Origin of the sequence: Aeromonas sp. MR7 (genome assembly GCF_963899385.1) — a bacterium.
GTDB lineage: Bacteria > Pseudomonadota > Gammaproteobacteria > Enterobacterales > Aeromonadaceae > Aeromonas > Aeromonas bestiarum.
The window spans coordinates 763,472-779,143 of sequence record NZ_CAWQXH010000011.1 but is presented as its reverse complement, the minus strand read 5'-3'; the positions used below and the strand labels follow the sequence as shown (position 1 = coordinate 779,143).

Annotated in this window: 18 protein-coding genes; 3 read left to right on the top strand and 15 right to left on the bottom strand. The window is 60.7% G+C overall.

The window, feature by feature from the left end; translation table 11 throughout:
• Positions 1-25 precede the first annotated feature (25 nt).
• From ndk to trmJ, 11 genes are all read right to left on the bottom strand, one after another.
• Positions 26-454 (bottom strand): nucleoside-diphosphate kinase, encoded by a 429-nt coding sequence (gene ndk / locus AACW87_RS08555; protein WP_043136750.1) that lies wholly within the window; start codon positions 452-454, stop codon positions 26-28.
• Between the two features lie 283 nt (positions 455-737).
• A complete protein-coding gene (gene pepB, locus AACW87_RS08550) occupies positions 738-2,021 on the bottom strand; it encodes an aminopeptidase PepB (protein WP_043136753.1) in 1,284 nt (427 codons plus the stop codon).
• A 103-nt stretch (positions 2,022-2,124) separates the two neighbouring features.
• Complete coding sequence (gene pepB / locus AACW87_RS08545; RefSeq protein ID WP_241324728.1) at positions 2,125-3,429, bottom strand: aminopeptidase PepB; 1,305 nt, start codon at positions 3,427-3,429, stop codon at positions 2,125-2,127.
• Between the two features lie 158 nt (positions 3,430-3,587).
• Positions 3,588-3,926: an ISC system 2Fe-2S type ferredoxin gene (gene fdx / locus AACW87_RS08540; protein WP_005310414.1), complete on the bottom strand. Its 339-nt coding sequence runs from the start codon at positions 3,924-3,926 to the stop codon at positions 3,588-3,590.
• 1 nt (position 3,927) lies between these two features.
• Complete coding sequence (hscA, locus tag AACW87_RS08535) at positions 3,928-5,790, bottom strand: Fe-S protein assembly chaperone HscA (protein WP_241278177.1); 1,863 nt, start codon at positions 5,788-5,790, stop codon at positions 3,928-3,930.
• Positions 5,791-5,818: 28 nt separating this feature from the next.
• Positions 5,819-6,337: a co-chaperone HscB gene (gene hscB / locus AACW87_RS08530; protein WP_043136762.1), complete on the bottom strand. Its 519-nt coding sequence runs from the start codon at positions 6,335-6,337 to the stop codon at positions 5,819-5,821.
• Positions 6,338-6,449: 112 nt separating this feature from the next.
• Positions 6,450-6,773 (bottom strand): iron-sulfur cluster assembly protein IscA, encoded by a 324-nt coding sequence (gene iscA / locus AACW87_RS08525; protein WP_042865868.1) that lies wholly within the window; start codon positions 6,771-6,773, stop codon positions 6,450-6,452.
• 15 nt (positions 6,774-6,788) lie between these two features.
• A complete protein-coding gene (gene iscU / locus AACW87_RS08520) occupies positions 6,789-7,172 on the bottom strand; it encodes a Fe-S cluster assembly scaffold IscU (RefSeq protein ID WP_005310405.1) in 384 nt (127 codons plus the stop codon).
• Between the two features lie 41 nt (positions 7,173-7,213).
• On the bottom strand, positions 7,214-8,428 hold the full coding sequence (locus tag AACW87_RS08515) for an IscS subfamily cysteine desulfurase (protein ID WP_043136767.1): 1,215 nt from the start codon (positions 8,426-8,428) through the stop codon (positions 7,214-7,216).
• Positions 8,429-8,485: 57 nt separating this feature from the next.
• Positions 8,486-8,989 (bottom strand): Fe-S cluster assembly transcriptional regulator IscR, encoded by a 504-nt coding sequence (iscR, locus tag AACW87_RS08510; protein ID WP_042865866.1) that lies wholly within the window; start codon positions 8,987-8,989, stop codon positions 8,486-8,488.
• Positions 8,990-9,082: 93 nt separating this feature from the next.
• Positions 9,083-9,805: a tRNA (cytosine(32)/uridine(32)-2'-O)-methyltransferase TrmJ gene (gene trmJ / locus AACW87_RS08505; protein ID WP_043136770.1), complete on the bottom strand. Its 723-nt coding sequence runs from the start codon at positions 9,803-9,805 to the stop codon at positions 9,083-9,085.
• Positions 9,806-9,985: 180 nt separating this feature from the next.
• On the opposite strand from trmJ, the gene AACW87_RS08500 reads away from it, so the two are divergent.
• The gene (locus AACW87_RS08500) at positions 9,986-10,402 is read left to right on the top strand and encodes a hypothetical protein (protein ID WP_043136773.1); all 417 of its coding nucleotides are present in this window, start codon (positions 9,986-9,988) and stop codon (positions 10,400-10,402) included.
• Here the strand turns inward: AACW87_RS08500 and ubiT are convergent.
• Positions 10,349-10,888: a ubiquinone anaerobic biosynthesis accessory factor UbiT gene (gene ubiT, locus AACW87_RS08495; protein WP_043137002.1), complete on the bottom strand. Its 540-nt coding sequence runs from the start codon at positions 10,886-10,888 to the stop codon at positions 10,349-10,351. The two genes, AACW87_RS08500 and ubiT, sit on opposite strands and share 54 nt — an antisense overlap.
• A gap of 190 nt (positions 10,889-11,078) precedes the next feature.
• On the opposite strand from ubiT, the gene ubiU reads away from it, so the two are divergent.
• Positions 11,079-12,074, top strand: coding sequence for a ubiquinone anaerobic biosynthesis protein UbiU (gene ubiU, locus AACW87_RS08490; RefSeq protein WP_241278179.1), 996 nt, complete (start codon positions 11,079-11,081; stop codon positions 12,072-12,074).
• Between the two features lie 14 nt (positions 12,075-12,088).
• Positions 12,089-12,961 (top strand): U32 family peptidase, encoded by an 873-nt coding sequence (locus tag AACW87_RS08485; protein WP_241324727.1) that lies wholly within the window; start codon positions 12,089-12,091, stop codon positions 12,959-12,961.
• Positions 12,962-13,215: 254 nt separating this feature from the next.
• On the opposite strand, the gene nlpI is transcribed toward AACW87_RS08485, so the two are convergent.
• From nlpI to secF, 3 genes are all read right to left on the bottom strand, one after another.
• Positions 13,216-14,163 carry a lipoprotein NlpI gene (nlpI, locus tag AACW87_RS08480; RefSeq protein WP_339385732.1) on the bottom strand — a complete coding sequence of 316 codons (948 nt, stop codon included), beginning with the start codon at positions 14,161-14,163 and terminating at the stop codon, positions 13,216-13,218.
• A 90-nt stretch (positions 14,164-14,253) separates the two neighbouring features.
• On the bottom strand, positions 14,254-14,622 hold the full coding sequence (locus AACW87_RS08475) for a rhodanese-like domain-containing protein (protein WP_241324726.1): 369 nt from the start codon (positions 14,620-14,622) through the stop codon (positions 14,254-14,256).
• 99 nt (positions 14,623-14,721) lie between these two features.
• Positions 14,722-15,669 (bottom strand): protein translocase subunit SecF, encoded by a 948-nt coding sequence (gene secF, locus AACW87_RS08470; protein ID WP_043136784.1) that lies wholly within the window; start codon positions 15,667-15,669, stop codon positions 14,722-14,724.
• Between the last annotated feature and the right edge of the window lie 3 nt (positions 15,670-15,672).

Below are 15,672 nucleotides of genomic sequence, written 5' to 3'. Positions count from 1 at the left end.
CTCCCTTGATCATCTCAGGGCAAGATCAGCCGCGCGGGCAGATCTCGTCGTCGGAGAAGAAGTAGGCAATTTCACGGGCGGCAGAGGCCGGGGCGTCGGAGCCGTGCACCGCGTTGCGGTCGATGCTCTCGGCGTAGCAGGCACGCAGGGTGCCGGCCAGGGCCTCTTTCGGGTTGGTCGCCCCCATGATTTCACGATGACGGCGGATGGCCTCTTCCCCTTCCAGCACCTGTACCATCACAGGGCCAGAGGTCATGAAGCTGACCAGCGCATCATAGAAAGGCTTGCCCTGGTGTTCTGCGTAGAAACCGGCGGCTTGCTCGCTGCTCAGGTGCAGCATCTTGGCGGCGATGACCTTCAGGCCAGCGCTCTCGAAGCGGTTGTAGATGGCACCGATCAGGTTTTTGCTGACAGCATCCGGTTTCACGATAGAGAAGGTACGTTCGATGGCCATTGAGATCTTTCCTTAACTACAGAGTTTTATTGTTAGAATCCATGTTCGGCGGCGATTATACGTAAACAAAAACCGAAATAACACACAAAAAAGCAACTTTTTATTAAACAAACACGTCCTTAAAACAACATCACCACTCATCTTGGCCAAGTGCAGCAGGAAAAAATTTGCGCTTGTGCACGATAGCCATGTTAAGCCTCTGAAACCCTGCCTATTGCTCACTCATCCAGCACGGTTGAAAAGGGCACCCTCAGGTGCCCTTCCTTGACCATTGTCTCTCTGCTCAGCGCGCTTCCGCCAGCAGGGTATGCGCTATTGTGCGCATGCCCAGGGTATTGGCCCCCGGCGCCCACAGGCTGTCGCCGTTGTCGCTGAAACAGGCGGCCAGATCGATATGCAACCAGCCCTGCCCCTCGCTCGCGACGAAACGGGAGAGGAAGCCCGCCGCATTGGAAGCACCACCCGGACCGCCGCCCTTGACCGGACGACTGTTGGCCGTGTCGGCATAGTGGGACGGACACTGCTGGCGATGCCAGGGCTCCAGCGGCAACGGCCAGGCCGGCTCCTGCTCCGCATCGGCGTAGACCATGGCCCGGCTCAGCAGCCCCTTGTCCAGGCCAAACAGGGCGTTGTAGCGTCCCCCCAGCGCCATCACGGCGGCGCCGGTCAAGGTGGCGGCATCTATGATGAGTGGCGCCCCGCTGTCGCTCGCCAGTTGCAGCCCATCGGCCAGCACCAGGCGCCCTTCGGCGTCGGTGTTGACGATCTCCACCGTGGTGCCGTTCTTGTAGGTGAGGATGTCACCCAGCTTGTAGGCGTGACCCGAGACCAGGTTCTCGGCGCAGCAGAGGATGAGCTTCACCCGCTTGTCGAGTCCGCGCAAAATGGCCAGCGCCAGCGCGCCCGTGACGATGGCGGCCCCGCCCATGTCGCACTTCATGGTGAGCATGCCTTCCGAGCTCTTCATGGAGTAGCCACCCGAGTCGAAGGTGATGCCCTTGCCCACCAGGGCAGCCGCCACCGGCGCCTTGGGATCGCGCCCCGGGTTGAAGTCCAGCTCCAGCAGCACGGGTTCGCGCTCGCTGCCACGGCCAACCTGATAGAGGCCGACCCAGCCAGCCTGTTGCAAGGCTTCACCTTTCAAAATGCGGTGGCTCACCTTGTCCGGCGCCAGCTCTGTGATGAAGGCCGCCGCCTCCACCGCCAGCTCCAGCGGCCCCAGCTGCTCCGGGGTAGCATTGGTCATCTCGCGCACCCAGCGCCCGCACAGCCAGCGCGCCTCCAGCTCTTCCCTGTCCTCTTCCGACGAGGTGGCCCACTGCAATTCGACCTCGGCCTTGGGCGTTTGCAGCCCCTGGGCGAAGGCCCACTGCTGTTCGCGCTCCCAATGACCGGCCAGCGCCACCTTCTGGATCCCCTGGCTGCACAGGCGACGCGCCGCCTGCTGGATATCCAGCAATGGCGTGGCGGTGACCAGATGGATCACCATGCCATCGGCGCGGTGAGAGAGCAGCGCTCCCTCCCCCCACTCGGCCGGTGCGAACTCACGGCTTAACCAGACGTTCATGCTGTCTCCTCCTGCAGCCTGCGGGCTACCGATAATGCGCAGGCCGTGGCTCTTTGCGCCGGTTGTCCCAAACCATCACCCAATTCTTGATTCAGCCAGACACTCATTGTGTCACCTCCTGCAGCCAGCGAGCGATAGTGCGCAGGCCATGGCCCTTGGCACCGGTCGCCCACAGATCGTTGCCAGATTTTTGATAGGAAGCTGCCAGATCCAGGTGCACCCAGCCCCGCCCCTCGTCACGCACGAAACGTGACAGGAAGGCGGCCGCCGTGGTGGCTCCGGCCGTACCCTCGGCGGAGGCCACGTTACCCAACTCGGCAAAGGCGGAGGTGAGCTGGCTGGCATGCCAGGGTTCCAGCGGCAGGGCCCAGGCCTTCTCCTGTTCGGCTTTGGCGGCGGCCAGGGCGCGTTGCTGCTCGGTCTCATCGAGGGCAAACACGGCGTTGTAGTCGCGACCCAGCGCCGTCTTGGCGGCGCCGGTCAGGGTGGCGGCATCGAGAATATAGGCGGCGCCACTGTCGGATGCGGCCATCAGGCCGTCGGCCAGTACCAGACGCCCTTCGGCATCTGTGTTCTGGATCTCGACCGAGATACCGTTCTTGTAGGTGAGGATGTCACCCAGCTTGAAGGCGTGGCCGGAGACCAGGTTCTCGGCGCAGCAGAGGATGAGCTTCACCCGTTTATTCAGACCGCGACTGATGGCCAGCGCCAGGGCGCCGGTCACCATGGCGGCGCCGCCCATATCGGACTTCATCGGCAGCATGTTGTCAGAGGACTTCATGGAGTAGCCACCGGAGTCGAAGGTGATGCCCTTGCCCACCAGGGCCGCCACCACGGGGGCGTTGCGATCCCCGGTCGGGTTGTAGTCCAGCTCCAGCAGCACGGGTTCGCGCTCGCTGCCACGGCCCACCGACCAGATCCCGATATGGCCGGCTTCACGCAGCGCCTCGCCAGCCGTGATACGGGCAGTCACCTGATCCCCGGCCAGACCGCGAATGAGCAACAGGGCTGATTCCGCCAGGCTCATGGGATAAATATCTTCCGGGCAACCGTTGGTCACCTCACGCACCCAGCGGCTCGCCTTGATCAGCGCATCCAGCTCGCGGGCATCAGCAACACTCTGCTCACCGAGGTCCAGCTCACGCACGCCCTTGGCGGCATAGAAGCCTTGGGCGAACGCGTAGCGGCGCTCCAGATCCCAGGCGTCACCGGCCAGCTTGACCCGCTTGATGCCGGTCGACTCGAGTCGACGGCCAGCACGCTGGATGGCACGCTGTGCATCCGGCTCCTGGCGGGCAAGGTCCAGATGGATCAGCACCTGGTCATCGTTGAAACTGAGCAGGGCGCCTTCGCCCCAATGGGCGGCGGCGGCCTGGGTGGACAACAGAACCTTCATCATGTCAGCCATCTTCGCTTGCTTCCTTTTTATTGGCACTTTCATTCATGAACAGGGAAATAACGAGCACAAAAAAGGCCGTTCCCCTCGAGGGTCACGGCCTTCACCATATCATTACTGCACCATGGGATGCTGCACGCTCAATTCACTCATGTGTAATTAAGGCGTCATCAATGGCGTTCTGAGGCGAGGTTGATGGTGTACTTGGGCAGTTCCACCACCAGATCCTCGTCCGCCAGACGGGCCTGGCAACTGAGGCGGGATTCCGGCTCCAGTCCCCATGCCTTGTCCAGCATGTCATCTTCCAGCTCATCGCTCGGCTCGAGGGAGTCGAACCCCTCCCGCACCACGCAGTGACAGGTGGTGCAGGCGCAGGACTTCTCGCAGGCGTGCTCGATCTCGATGCCGTTGCGCAGCGCCACGTCCAGAATGGTCTCGCCACTCTTGCCTTCGAGGGCGGCACCGTCCGGACAGAGCTCGGGATGGGGCAGAATAATCAGTTTTGGCATATTACACCTTGTTGACGTTTTGTCCGGTCAGCACCTTGCGGATGGAGGCATCCATCCGGCGGGCTGCAAATTCGCCACTGGCGGCGTCCGCCGCCTCGATGGCATCTTTGATTTGATTGGTTGTCCCTGTGGCGCGCATGGCCAGCAGATGGGTGATCGCACCGTCGATGGCGGCGCGCTCGGCGGCGCTCAGCAGCGCATCGCCGTCGGCGGCCAGCGCGGCGTTGAGGCTTTCGACCACACGATCGGCCTCCACCTGCTGCTCTGCCAGCATGCGGGCATCCATGTCTTGCTGGGCATTGGCGATGGAGGCGCTCAGCATGGTGAGTATGTCCTCCTCCCCCAGCCCGTAGGAGGGCTTGACCTGGATCTCGGCTTGCACGCCGGAGGATTTCTCCATGGCGCTGACCGACAGCAGACCATCCGCATCCACCTGGAAGGTGACGCGAATGTGGGCGGCGCCCGCCGCCATCGGCGGAATGCCGGTCAGGGTGAAACGGGCCAGGGAGCGGCAATCGGCCACCAGCTCGCGTTCGCCCTGCACCACGTGGATCGCCATCGCGGTCTGGCCATCTTTGAAGGTGGTGAACTCCTGGGCGCGGGCCACCGGTATGGTGGTGTTGCGCGGGATCACCTTCTCGGCCAGACCACCCATGGTCTCGAGCCCCAGGGAGAGCGGGATCACGTCCAGCAGCAGCATCTCGGCATCTGGCTTGTTGCCCACCAGGATGTCGGCCTGGATGGCGGCGCCGATGGCCACCACCTTGTCCGGGTCGATACTGGTCAGCGGCGGACGCTGGAAGAAATCGCCCACCAGCTCGCGCACCAGCGGAACACGGGTGGAACCACCGACCATCACCACTTCCAGCACTTCCACCTGCTCCAGGCCCGCATCGCGCAGGGCGCGGCGGCAAGCCAGCAGGGTGCGCTTGACCAGCGGCATGATGAGCTCATCAAACTGGCTGCGGCTCACCTCTCCCTGCCAGCCGGCAAAGGCACAGGGCACCCGATCGGCATCGGTCAGGCCGTGTTTGACGGCGGCGGCCACGTCCAGCAGCTCGCGCTGGGTACGGGCGTCGAGCTGGCCTTCAAGGCCAGCTTGCGCCTTGATCCAGTCCGCCAGCAGGTGATCGAAATCATCGCCGCCGAGGGCGGAGTCGCCACCGGTGGCCATCACCTCGAACACGCCGCGGTGCAACCGCAGGATGGAGATGTCGAAGGTACCGCCACCGAGGTCATAAACCGCTATCACCCCTTCCTGACCGGAGTCTAGGCCGTAGGCAATGGCGGCCGCGGTCGGCTCGTTGAGCAGGCGCAGCACGTGCAGACCGGCCAGACGGGCCGCGTCCTTGGTGCCCTGACGCTGGGCGTCATCGAAATAGGCGGGCACGGTAATGACAACGCCATCCAGCTCGCCGCCCAGTGCGGCGGCGCCCCGCTCGGCCAGTTTCTTCAAGATTTCGGCTGAGACCTGCACCGGGTTGACCAGCCCCTGACGGGTCTGCAACTGGGGCATGCCGTTGTCGGCGGCCACGAACTCATAAGGCTGCTGGCGGGTATCGATATCGGCCAGCGCCTTGCCCATCATCCGCTTGGCGGAGACGATGGTGTTGTGCGGATCGAGGGCCGCCTCGCGCTTGGCGTCGAAGCCGACCCGGATCGCATCAGCCTGACCATTGTCGAACTGATAGTGCACCACGGACGGCAGCAGATCGCGTCCCTGCTCGTCGCAGAGAGTATCGGCGTGGCCGCTGCGAACCGCAGCAACGAGAGAGTTGGTGGTGCCAAGATCGATGCCAACGGCACGTTTATGCTGATGAGGTGCGGCGCTCTGGCCGGGCTCGGCGATTTGCAGTAATGCCATGGGTAATCAAAATTCCAGCGTTAAAGGATCAAGACTCGAACAGCGAGTCTTCGAATCGTTCCAGCTCTTCGAGGAGCTTGTCGACAAACTTGAGTTTGCGAACGCAATCAGCCGCGCTCACATCATCGCCAGCGGCGAGATCCTGCGTCAGACGTTGCATCAACAACTGGTGATCATGCCTGATTTCGTGGCGAAAATCCTTGATGGCGCGCTCAGGCTCGGGCTCCCCTTTCAGGTCGGCCAGCCGCTCGCGCCACTCCAGTTGCTGCATCAGGAAGGTAGTGTCTTGCAGGGTTTGCTGCTCGCCACGAAGTTCGGTGCCGCGCAGGGAGAGCAGATACTCGGCTCGGCGCAGGGGCGCCTTGAGGGTCGTGAAGGCATCGTTGATCTGGGCGGCACGTTGCACCGCAACCAGCTGCTCCCGCTCGGGAGCCGTGGCAAAACGATCGGGGTGGAACTGGGTTTGCAACTGACGGTAGGTGTCCGCCAGCTGACGGGTATCGAGCTCGAAGCCTTCAACCAGCCCAAACAGCTCGAAATGATTCATGCAAGCCTCTTAGACACGTTCGCCATCACCACACTCGCCCTTGGCGCTGGCGATGTTGAACTGGCCGTTTCCGGCCAGTTCAAGCGGCAAGACATGCCGTGCGTCAAATCGGTTAGACACTGAAACTTTCGCCACAACCACACTCGCCCTTGGCGTTGGGGTTGTTGAACTGGAAGCCCTCGTTGAGCCCCTCCTTGACGAAGTCCAGCTCGGTGCCATCCAGATGGATCAGGCTCTTGGCATCGACGATGACTTTGACACCGTTTTGCTCAAACACCTGATCTTCATCCGCCAGCTCATCGACAAACTCGAGCACATAGGCAAGACCCGAACAGCCGGTGGTCTTGACGCCGAGGCGCAGGCCAATGCCCTTGCCCCGGTTGGTCAGAAAAGAGGAAACCCGTGCCGCTGCGGCATCTGTCATGGTAATGGCCATACTGCGCTCCTGACCTTAGAGACCTTTCTTCTGCTTGTAATCGGCGATGGCGGCCTTGATGGCGTCCTCAGCCAGAATGGAGCAGTGGATCTTCACCGGCGGCAGGGCCAGCTCTTCGGCGATGTCGGTGTTCTTGATGCCGGCGGCTTCGTCCAGGGTCTTGCCCTTGACCCACTCGGTCACCAGGGAGCTGGAGGCAATGGCGGAACCACAGCCATAGGTCTTGAACTTGGCATCTTCGATGATGCCGTCGTCGCTGATCTTCAACTGCAGCTTCATCACGTCGCCACAAGCCGGAGCGCCAACCATGCCGGTCGCAATGTTGGGATCGTTCTTGTCAAAGCCACCTACGTTGCGGGGATTCTCGTAGTGGTCGATTACTTTTTCACTGTAAGCCATATCTAACTCCTGCTAATTCCGTTGATCACTGATCCTGTGGATCAGTGATGAGCCCATTCGACCGTGTTCAGATCGACGCCGTCTTTGTACATCTCCCACAGGGGAGACATCTCGCGCAGACGACCGATGGAGTCACGGATAAGCTTGATTGCGTAATCAATCTCTTCTTCTGTGGTGAAGCGACCCAGACTGAAACGGATGGAGCTGTGCGCCAGCTCGTCGTTCAGACCCAGTGCACGCAGCACATAGGAGGGCTCCAGGCTGGCCGAGGTACAGGCAGAGCCGGAAGAGACCGCCAGATCCTTCAGCGCCATGATGAGGGATTCCCCTTCCACATAGGCGAAGCTGACGTTCAGGTTGCCCGGCACACGCTGTTCAAGGTCACCGTTGATGTAAACGGCTTCGATGTCCTTGATGCCATCCCACAGACGCTGACGCAGGGCCATGATGCGTTGACCTTCACTCACCATCTCTTCCCTGGCGATGCGGAAGGCTTCGCCCATGCCGACGATCTGGTGGGTCGGCAGGGTGCCGGAACGCATGCCGCGCTCATGACCGCCACCGTGCATCTGGGCTTCCAGACGAACGCGGGGCTTGCGGCGCACGTAGAGGGCACCTATGCCTTTGGGGCCGTATACCTTGTGGGCGGACATGGAGAGCAGATCCACTTTCAGGGCTTCCACATCCACCGGGATCTTGCCCACGCTCTGGACAGCGTCCACGTGCAGCAGGATCTTGCGGGAGCGGCACAGATCGCCGATGGCGGCAATGTTCTGCACCACGCCGATCTCGTTGTTCACATGCATGATGCTGACCAGAATGGTGTCATCACGCAGGGCACCTTCGATCTGCTCCAGAGTGAACAGGCCGTTCGGCATCGGCTCGAGGTAGGTCACCTCATAGCCTTCACGCTCCAGCTGGCGGCAAGTATCGAGTACTGCCTTGTGCTCTGTCTTGGAGGTGATGATGTGTTTGCCCTTGCCAGCATAGAAATGGGCAACGCCCTTGATGGCCAGGTTGTTGGATTCTGTCGCGCCGGAGGTGAAGACGATCTCGCGCGGGTCGGCACCGATCAGCTCTGCCACTTGATTACGGGCCAGGTCTACCGCCTCTTCGGCTTGCCAGCCAAAGCGGTGGGAACGGGATGCTGGATTGCCGAACAGGCCATCCATGGTGAGACACTGCATCATTTTTTCTGCGACACGCGGGTCCACCGGACAGGTTGCCGAATAATCAAGGTAAATAGGCAGTTTCATGTTTTTCTCCGTTACAGCCAGGGTCACACATCGACCGACTGTGGAAAGCACGTTTGTTTATAGTTGGACTTTCAAGCTCACATCGCCGCGTTCTGCCCGATCAACCAGGGACAACACGGTTTTCATTTGTTCGTCTTGCTTGCCGGCGATCCGGCGCACATCCGCCTGACCCACCAGCTCTGCCAGGGTGATATCTCCCAGGAAACTGGAAATGCGCTCGCTGAGATCACGCCACAGGGAGTGAGTGAGGCACTGGGTGCCGCCGTGGCAGCCGCCTTTGCCGAGGCACTTGGTGGCATCCACCGATTCGTCGACCGCGGTGATCACCTGACCGACCGAGATGGCGTCAGGGGCCAGACCGAGGCGATAACCGCCACCCGGGCCACGTACGCTGCTCACCAGACCATGCTTGCGCAGGCGAGCAAACAGTTGCTCCAGATAGGACAAGGAGATGCCCTGGCGTTCTGAAATATCAGCCAGGGGCACGGGCCCCTGCTCTGCATGCAACGCCACGTCGAGCATGGCAGTCACAGCGTAACGTCCTTTTGAGGTCAGTCTCATATGCCTTACCGTCTTGCGAACCAATCAATATGGGCATATGGTCACATACCCGACTAAAACAGTCAAGTATATGGTTGAGTAAACCAGTCAGGTTTAATCCTGCGGTTTTGGCTTCTGTACCGAGGTCAAAATGCCGCGCAGAATGTTGAGTTCCACCGTTTCAGGACGGGCTCGATTGAACAGGCGACGTAGCTTGCTCATCACCTGCCCCGGATGATCATCGGCGATGAAACCCGTCTTGAGCAGGGTCTGCTCCAAGTGCTGATAGAAACCTTCCAGCTGATCGGCACTGGGATAATCCGCCTCGCTCTCCACCTCGGGAGCCTGATCCTGCAACCAGTGCATCCGCACTTCGTAACAGATGGTCTGCACCGCCATGGCCAGATTGAGGGAGCTGTATTCGGGGTTGGCCGCAATGGCCACGTGGTAGTGGCACTTCTGCAGCTCGTCGTTGGTGAGGCCGGTGCGTTCACGACCAAACACCAGAGCCACCGGATGCTTCACGCCCTCCACCACCGCCTTCTCCCCCGCTTCGCGAGGATCCAGCATGGGCCAGCTCAGGGTCCGGGAACGGGCGCTGGTGCCTATGACCAGACCACAATCGGCAATGGCTTCATCCAGCGTCGAGACGATACGGGCATTGGCCAGGACATCGCTGGCCCCTGCCGCCAGGGCCATGGCGTTGTCATCTGGCAGGGTCTGCGGATCAACCAACACCAGTTGAGTCAGTCCCATGGTCTTCATGGCGCGCGCCGCAGAGCCCATGTTGCCGGTGTGAGAAGTGTTTACCAACACGATACGAATCTGATCCAACATGCCCAGTCAATCTTCAGTCAAAAATGGCGCGCAATTGTAACATAGCCAATCGCTATTTTGGCACCGTAAAAGGCGCGCCATTTCACAACAAAACCATCATTGTGTAGAACAAAGCATCATGAGCGGAGGCTGACCGCAGGCTAAACTTGGAGGATGAGTGGATCTAGGAGCGGAGGCAACATGTGCCCACGCTGGCTTTATGAGAGGTTACCAGTCTGCTATCTGCTGACCGCGGTCGGCACGCTCACGCTTACCCAGACCCCCTTGCTCTGGCTGGCGGGCAGCCTGTTGTTTGTCGCAGGCGCCGTCATCTGGATGATGCGCTCCAGCTATCGGCGCACCGATCTGGTCATCTTTCCGACCAAACGCTGGTTTCAGCCGGAGTGGCTGTACGAGGCGCAGCCCTTCGTCTGGCTGGCGCTGGGCCTGTTGCTCTCCCGCCTCCCCAACGCCACTGCCCTGCTGGCCTTGCTCCCTTGCGTCTGGGCCTGCCGCTGCCTGTGGGCGCGCAGTCACTACCGCCACCATGCCGGTGGCCTGGCATCACACCTGAGACGGGACCCCGCCCGTCGGCGCAGAGTGCGGCTCCTGCGCTGACGCGGTCCGTGCCCGTTCGATGAAGGTGGCAAGATCCATCAGCGGGTAGCGCATCAGGCTCGGCAAGCCAGCCAGATCCAGGCTGTCCATCAGGTTCTTCACCTCCAGTCCCAGCTCGGTATCCCCTTCAATCTTCAGCTTGCGCTGAAAGAAGAGGGAATCGGGATCTTCCTTACGACCGGCGATCAGTATGAGGTCGTTGGTGGTGCCACTGAAGCAGACATCCGCCCGCTCACAATCGCGGGCCACCACCAGTTTTCCATCCTGTTCGCTGATGAACCAGCACAGCTCGAGATCCGATACCTCGACCTTGAGCCATTTGCCGGCCAAAAATTCGAAGTCACCATCCTGGATGGCTTCCTTGAACACCCGCGCCAGCAGGCGCTCCATCAGGTTCTGCTGCAGCGCAAACGGCACCAGCTTGAGGGGGCGGCGCAGAAAGCGGGGAGCCTGTTCGACCAGGCGACATTGCAGTTGTTGAAACACGATAAACTCCCAGTTTTTTGCGCATTCAAACACAGGGCCACGCTCTGGATCCTGTTGGAAATCAAACTTGTGCCGACTTACCTCAAGAAGGGTAAAGCCACACAAAGCTGCCTCAGGTCAAAAAGTGGGAAGGCATCGATGAATACAATCGGGCCACTTTTGCATTTTTTGCCCTCTCGGAGCGTACCCGATGGAATTACTCTGTCCGGCAGGCAGTTTGCCGGCACTGAAAACAGCCGTGGATAACGGGGCCGATGCGGTTTACATCGGTTTCAAGGATGACACCAATGCCCGCCACTTTGCCGGTCTCAACTTCACCGACAGCAAGCTGGAAAAGGCGGTGGACTACGTGCACCAGCATGGCCGCAAGCTGCACATCGCCATCAATACCTTCGCCCACCCGGGCTCGGATGCCAGATGGAAGCAGGCTGTGGACAGGGGTGTGGCGCTCGGTGCCGACGCCCTGATCATCGCCGATCTCGCCGTGCTCGATTACGCCAGTCGCCATCATCCGGACATGGAGCTGCACGTCTCGGTGCAGGCCAGCGCCACCAATGCCGCCGCCATCCGCTTCTATCAGCAGCATTTCAACGTCGGCCGGGTGGTGTTGCCACGGGTGCTCTCCATGCATCAGGTCAGACAGCTGGCCCGCGAGACCGATGTCGGTCTCGAGGTGTTCGCCTTTGGCAGCCTCTGCATCATGGCCGAGGGGCGCTGCTATCTCTCCTCCTACATGACAGGCGAGAGTCCCAATACCGTGGGTGCCTGCTCACCAGCCAAGTTTGTGCGCTGGGAGGAGACGCCGACTGGCCTCGAGTCCCGCCTCAACGAAGTGCTGATAGACCGCTACGGCCCGGGTGAAAACGCCGGTTACCCAACCCTGTGCAAGGGCCGCTTCGAGGTGGATGGCCAGACCTACCACGCCCTGGAGGAGCCGACCAGCCTCAACACGCTCGGCCTCTTGCCCGAGCTGTTCCAGACCGGGATCCAGTCGGTCAAGATCGAGGGGCGCCAGCGCAGTCCCGCCTACGTGGAGCAGGTCACCCGGGTCTGGCGCGCGGCCATCGATGCCTACCAGGCCAATCCCGAAGGCTATAGCGTCAAGGCCGAGTGGGATGCCCAGCTCGCCCGCGTCTCCGAGGGGAGTCAGACTACCCTGGGTGCCTATCATCGTCAGTGGCAATAAAGGAGCTCAACCACATGCAATTCTCTCTCGGGCCTCTGCTCTTCTACTGGCCCAAGGCCGACACCCAGGCCTTCTACGACGCCGCAGCGCAGAGCCAGGCGGACATCATCTATCTGGGGGAAACCGTCTGCAGCAAGCGCCGCGAACTGAAAGTAGATGACTGGATTACCCTCGCCCGCCAGGTGGCGACCTCGGGCAAGCAGGTGGTGCTCTCCACCCTGGCGCTGATCTCGGCCCCCTCGGAGCTCAAGGAGGTGAAGCGGCTGGTCGACAATGGCGATCTCATGGTCGAAGCCAACGATCTCGGCACGGTGCAACTTGCCAGGGAGGCGGGGCTCCCGTTTGTCTGCGGCCCGGCCATCAACGCCTACAACGCCGATGTGCTGCGCATGCTGCTCAAGCAGGGGATGACACGCTGGGTGATGCCGGTGGAGCTGTCGCGCGACTGGCTGGTGCTGCTCAATCAGGATCTGGGCAGCGCTCGCCAGCAGTTCGAGGTGGAGGTGTTTGCCTACGGTCACCTGCCGCTCGCCTACTCGGCGCGCTGCTTCACCGCCCGCTCCCTCGACAAGCCCAAGGACAACTGCGAACTCGCCTGCATCCACTACCCCACAGGCCGGCTGGCCAGCAGCCGCGAGGGGCAGAAGGTGTTCAACCTCAACGGTATCCAGACCCAGTCCGGCTACTGCTACAACCTGGGCAACGAGCTCAAAACGATGGAGGGTCTGGTGGACGTGGTGCGCCTCTCTCCCGAAGGGATGGAGGCACTGGATATGCTGGCCAGCTTCAAGGCCAATGTGCAGGGTCAGGCTCCTCTCCCCCTGCAGCAGGAGCGGGACTGCAACGGTTACTGGCGCCAGATCCCCGGCATGAGCCTAGTGGAGTAACACCACACCCATGCCAGAGCGCAGACAGGCCTGGGCGCGGTTGCCCCGGTTACTATTACCAAATATCCCCGGCATAAGCCTGGTGGAATAACGCGGCAATGCAGACAACAATCGGGCCTGGTCGCGGCAGCTACGGCGGCTGTTGCCAGATATCCCCGGCATGAGCCTGGTGGAATAACACCACTCCCATGCCAGAGCGCAGACAGCAAAAAGGCCTCATTGTGAGGCCTTTTTTACATCGCGAGAGCCTGCAATCAGGAGGCCTGCTTGCTGCTCTTGCCCTGTGCGCTCTGGGCACCCGGCGGCAAGGGTTTGCGCGCCATCAGCTCCAGCTCGAGCAGGGCATATCTGTGCTCGATGAAGTCGTACACGTTGTTGGCGAGTGCCAGCTTGAAGTAGCTGATGGCTTCCTTGCGGTTGCCCTTGGCCAGTTCAAACTTGCCGAGGTAGAAGTAGGTTTCACACAGGCGCTCGGCAAGCTCCCGGTTGTCCTTCACCCCTTTCACCACGTTGCCCATCAACTGGGTCGCATTGAGCTCGCCTGTGTAGAGGCGAACCAGATCCCAGTTCCAGGCGTCATCGTCATATTTGTTGAGACGCTCGCGCATCCGGCCCATGGCGGCCGGCGCATTGAGCTTCTGCTCAGCCAGGTAGAGCCAGATCACCCGATAGGGATCTTCCGGCTGCGCTTCATAGAAGCGTTTCATATCGGCTGCGGCCAGCTCGGGACGATTGCCGTAATAGAGCGCTATGCCACGGTTGAGATAGGCATAGTCATAATCGGGAGCCAGCTCGAGGGCGGAATCAAATGCCTCGTAGGCTTCGTCATAATTCTGCTGCTGCACCAGATAGACGCCGATGAAGTTGTAGGCCTCGGCAAAATCCGGTTTCTCCCGCAAGGCCCGGTTGAAATCCAGCCTCGCCAGGGAGCGCAAGCCGACCCGGTCAAACACCACGGCACGCTCATAAAACAGTTCAGCCCGCTGCTCTGTGGTCAATTCCATCTCACCGAGCATCTGCCCGAGTCGCGCCAACGCCAACTCGCTCTGGTAAGAGACCTGCAGGGGGGTCGCCAATACCAGTGAAGCGGGTTGCGGCTTGGGAACTTGAGGCGCTTCAACCTGACTGCTACTGCTGCAACCCCACATGGGGAGCAGCAACAGGATACCAAGGAGGTATCCAATCCCTTTCCTGACGTTCAATGAACACTCCGACGCTTACGCTTGACCCCGCATATGGTAAAGGTCAACCGACACTTTGTCATGTGGCTGATCCTCTCTCCCTCAAATAAATCAGGATTCGACAGGGTATCCGGCATCACACCAGCCCCGAAAGCCACCATCTACGCTGACAACCTGGCTATAACCCATCTTCTGCAGGTTATCCGCCACCAGGATGGAGCGAAATCCCCCACCACAATAGAGGTAGAGCTCGGTGGCCGGATCCGGATAGCGAGTCTCTATGTCGCGCTCGATCACGCCACGGCCGAGATAGCTCGCCCCCGGCAGATGACCCCTTGCCCACTCGCTCTCTTCGCGCACGTCGATCAGATGAAAGGCGCGCCCCTCATCCTGCCAGCGTTTGATCTGATGCACATCTGTCTCTTGCACCTGGGGGCGAACGGCCTCTACCAGAGCCAGAAAACGGGGATTGTGTTGCATGGCTTGCTCCTTGCCTTGGATGATAGGAGATGGGTAACGGGGAGCATAATGACTCACCCGGGCCATAAGAGAAAGGGCGCCTCGCGGCGCCCTTGTCGTTTACGGCAGGATCTCTTGCTGATCCGCGCCCTCTTTTTCCACCTGGGTCGGCAGCATGTGCTCCCGCTTGACCCCGAAGAACATGGCTGAGGCACTCGCCACATAGATGGAGGAGTAAGTCCCGAAGGCCACCCCGATCACCATGGCGATGGCAAAACCGTGGATCAGCGGACCGCCCTTCAGCAGCAGCGCCACCACCACCACGAAGGTCAACCCCGAGGTGATGATGGTCCGGCTCAGGGTCTCGGTCATGGAAAGATCCATGATTTCGCTGGTATTTCCCTTGCGCACCTTGCGAAAGTTCTCCCGCAGCCGGTCGAACACCACTATGGTATCGTTCAGGGAGTAACCCACCAGCGTCATCAAGGCCGCCAGCACGGTCAAGTCAAACTCGTACTGGAAGTAGGCGAAGATGCCGAGGGTGATGATGACATCGTGCGCCAGGGAAAGTATGCCCCCCATGGCCAGACGCCATTCGAAGCGCACCGCCACGTAGATCAGGATACAGATGATGGAGGCCAGCATGGCCAGGGCACCGTCGGTCGCCAGCTCGTCACCCACCGAGGGGCCGACGAATTCGACGCGCTTGAGCACGGCGCTCTGATCGATCAACTTGGCTGCAGCCAGCACTTCATTACCCTGCTGCTCCACCTTGACCCCCTCTTTCGGGGTCATGCGCACCAGCACGTCACGGCTGGAGCCGAAGAATTGCAGGGTCGCCCCTTCAATCTTCTGCTGATCCAGCGCCTCGTGCATCTTGTCCAGGCTCACCGATTGCTGGAATCCCACCTCTATGGTGGTACCACCGGTGAAGTCCAGACCCCAGTTCAGACCCCGATCGAACAGGCAGAACAGGGCGAGTATCGTCAGCAGGGCAGAGAACACCATTCCCGACTTGGCGAAGCGCATGAAGGGAATGGGCTTTTCAAAATGTAGAATCTGAAACATGTC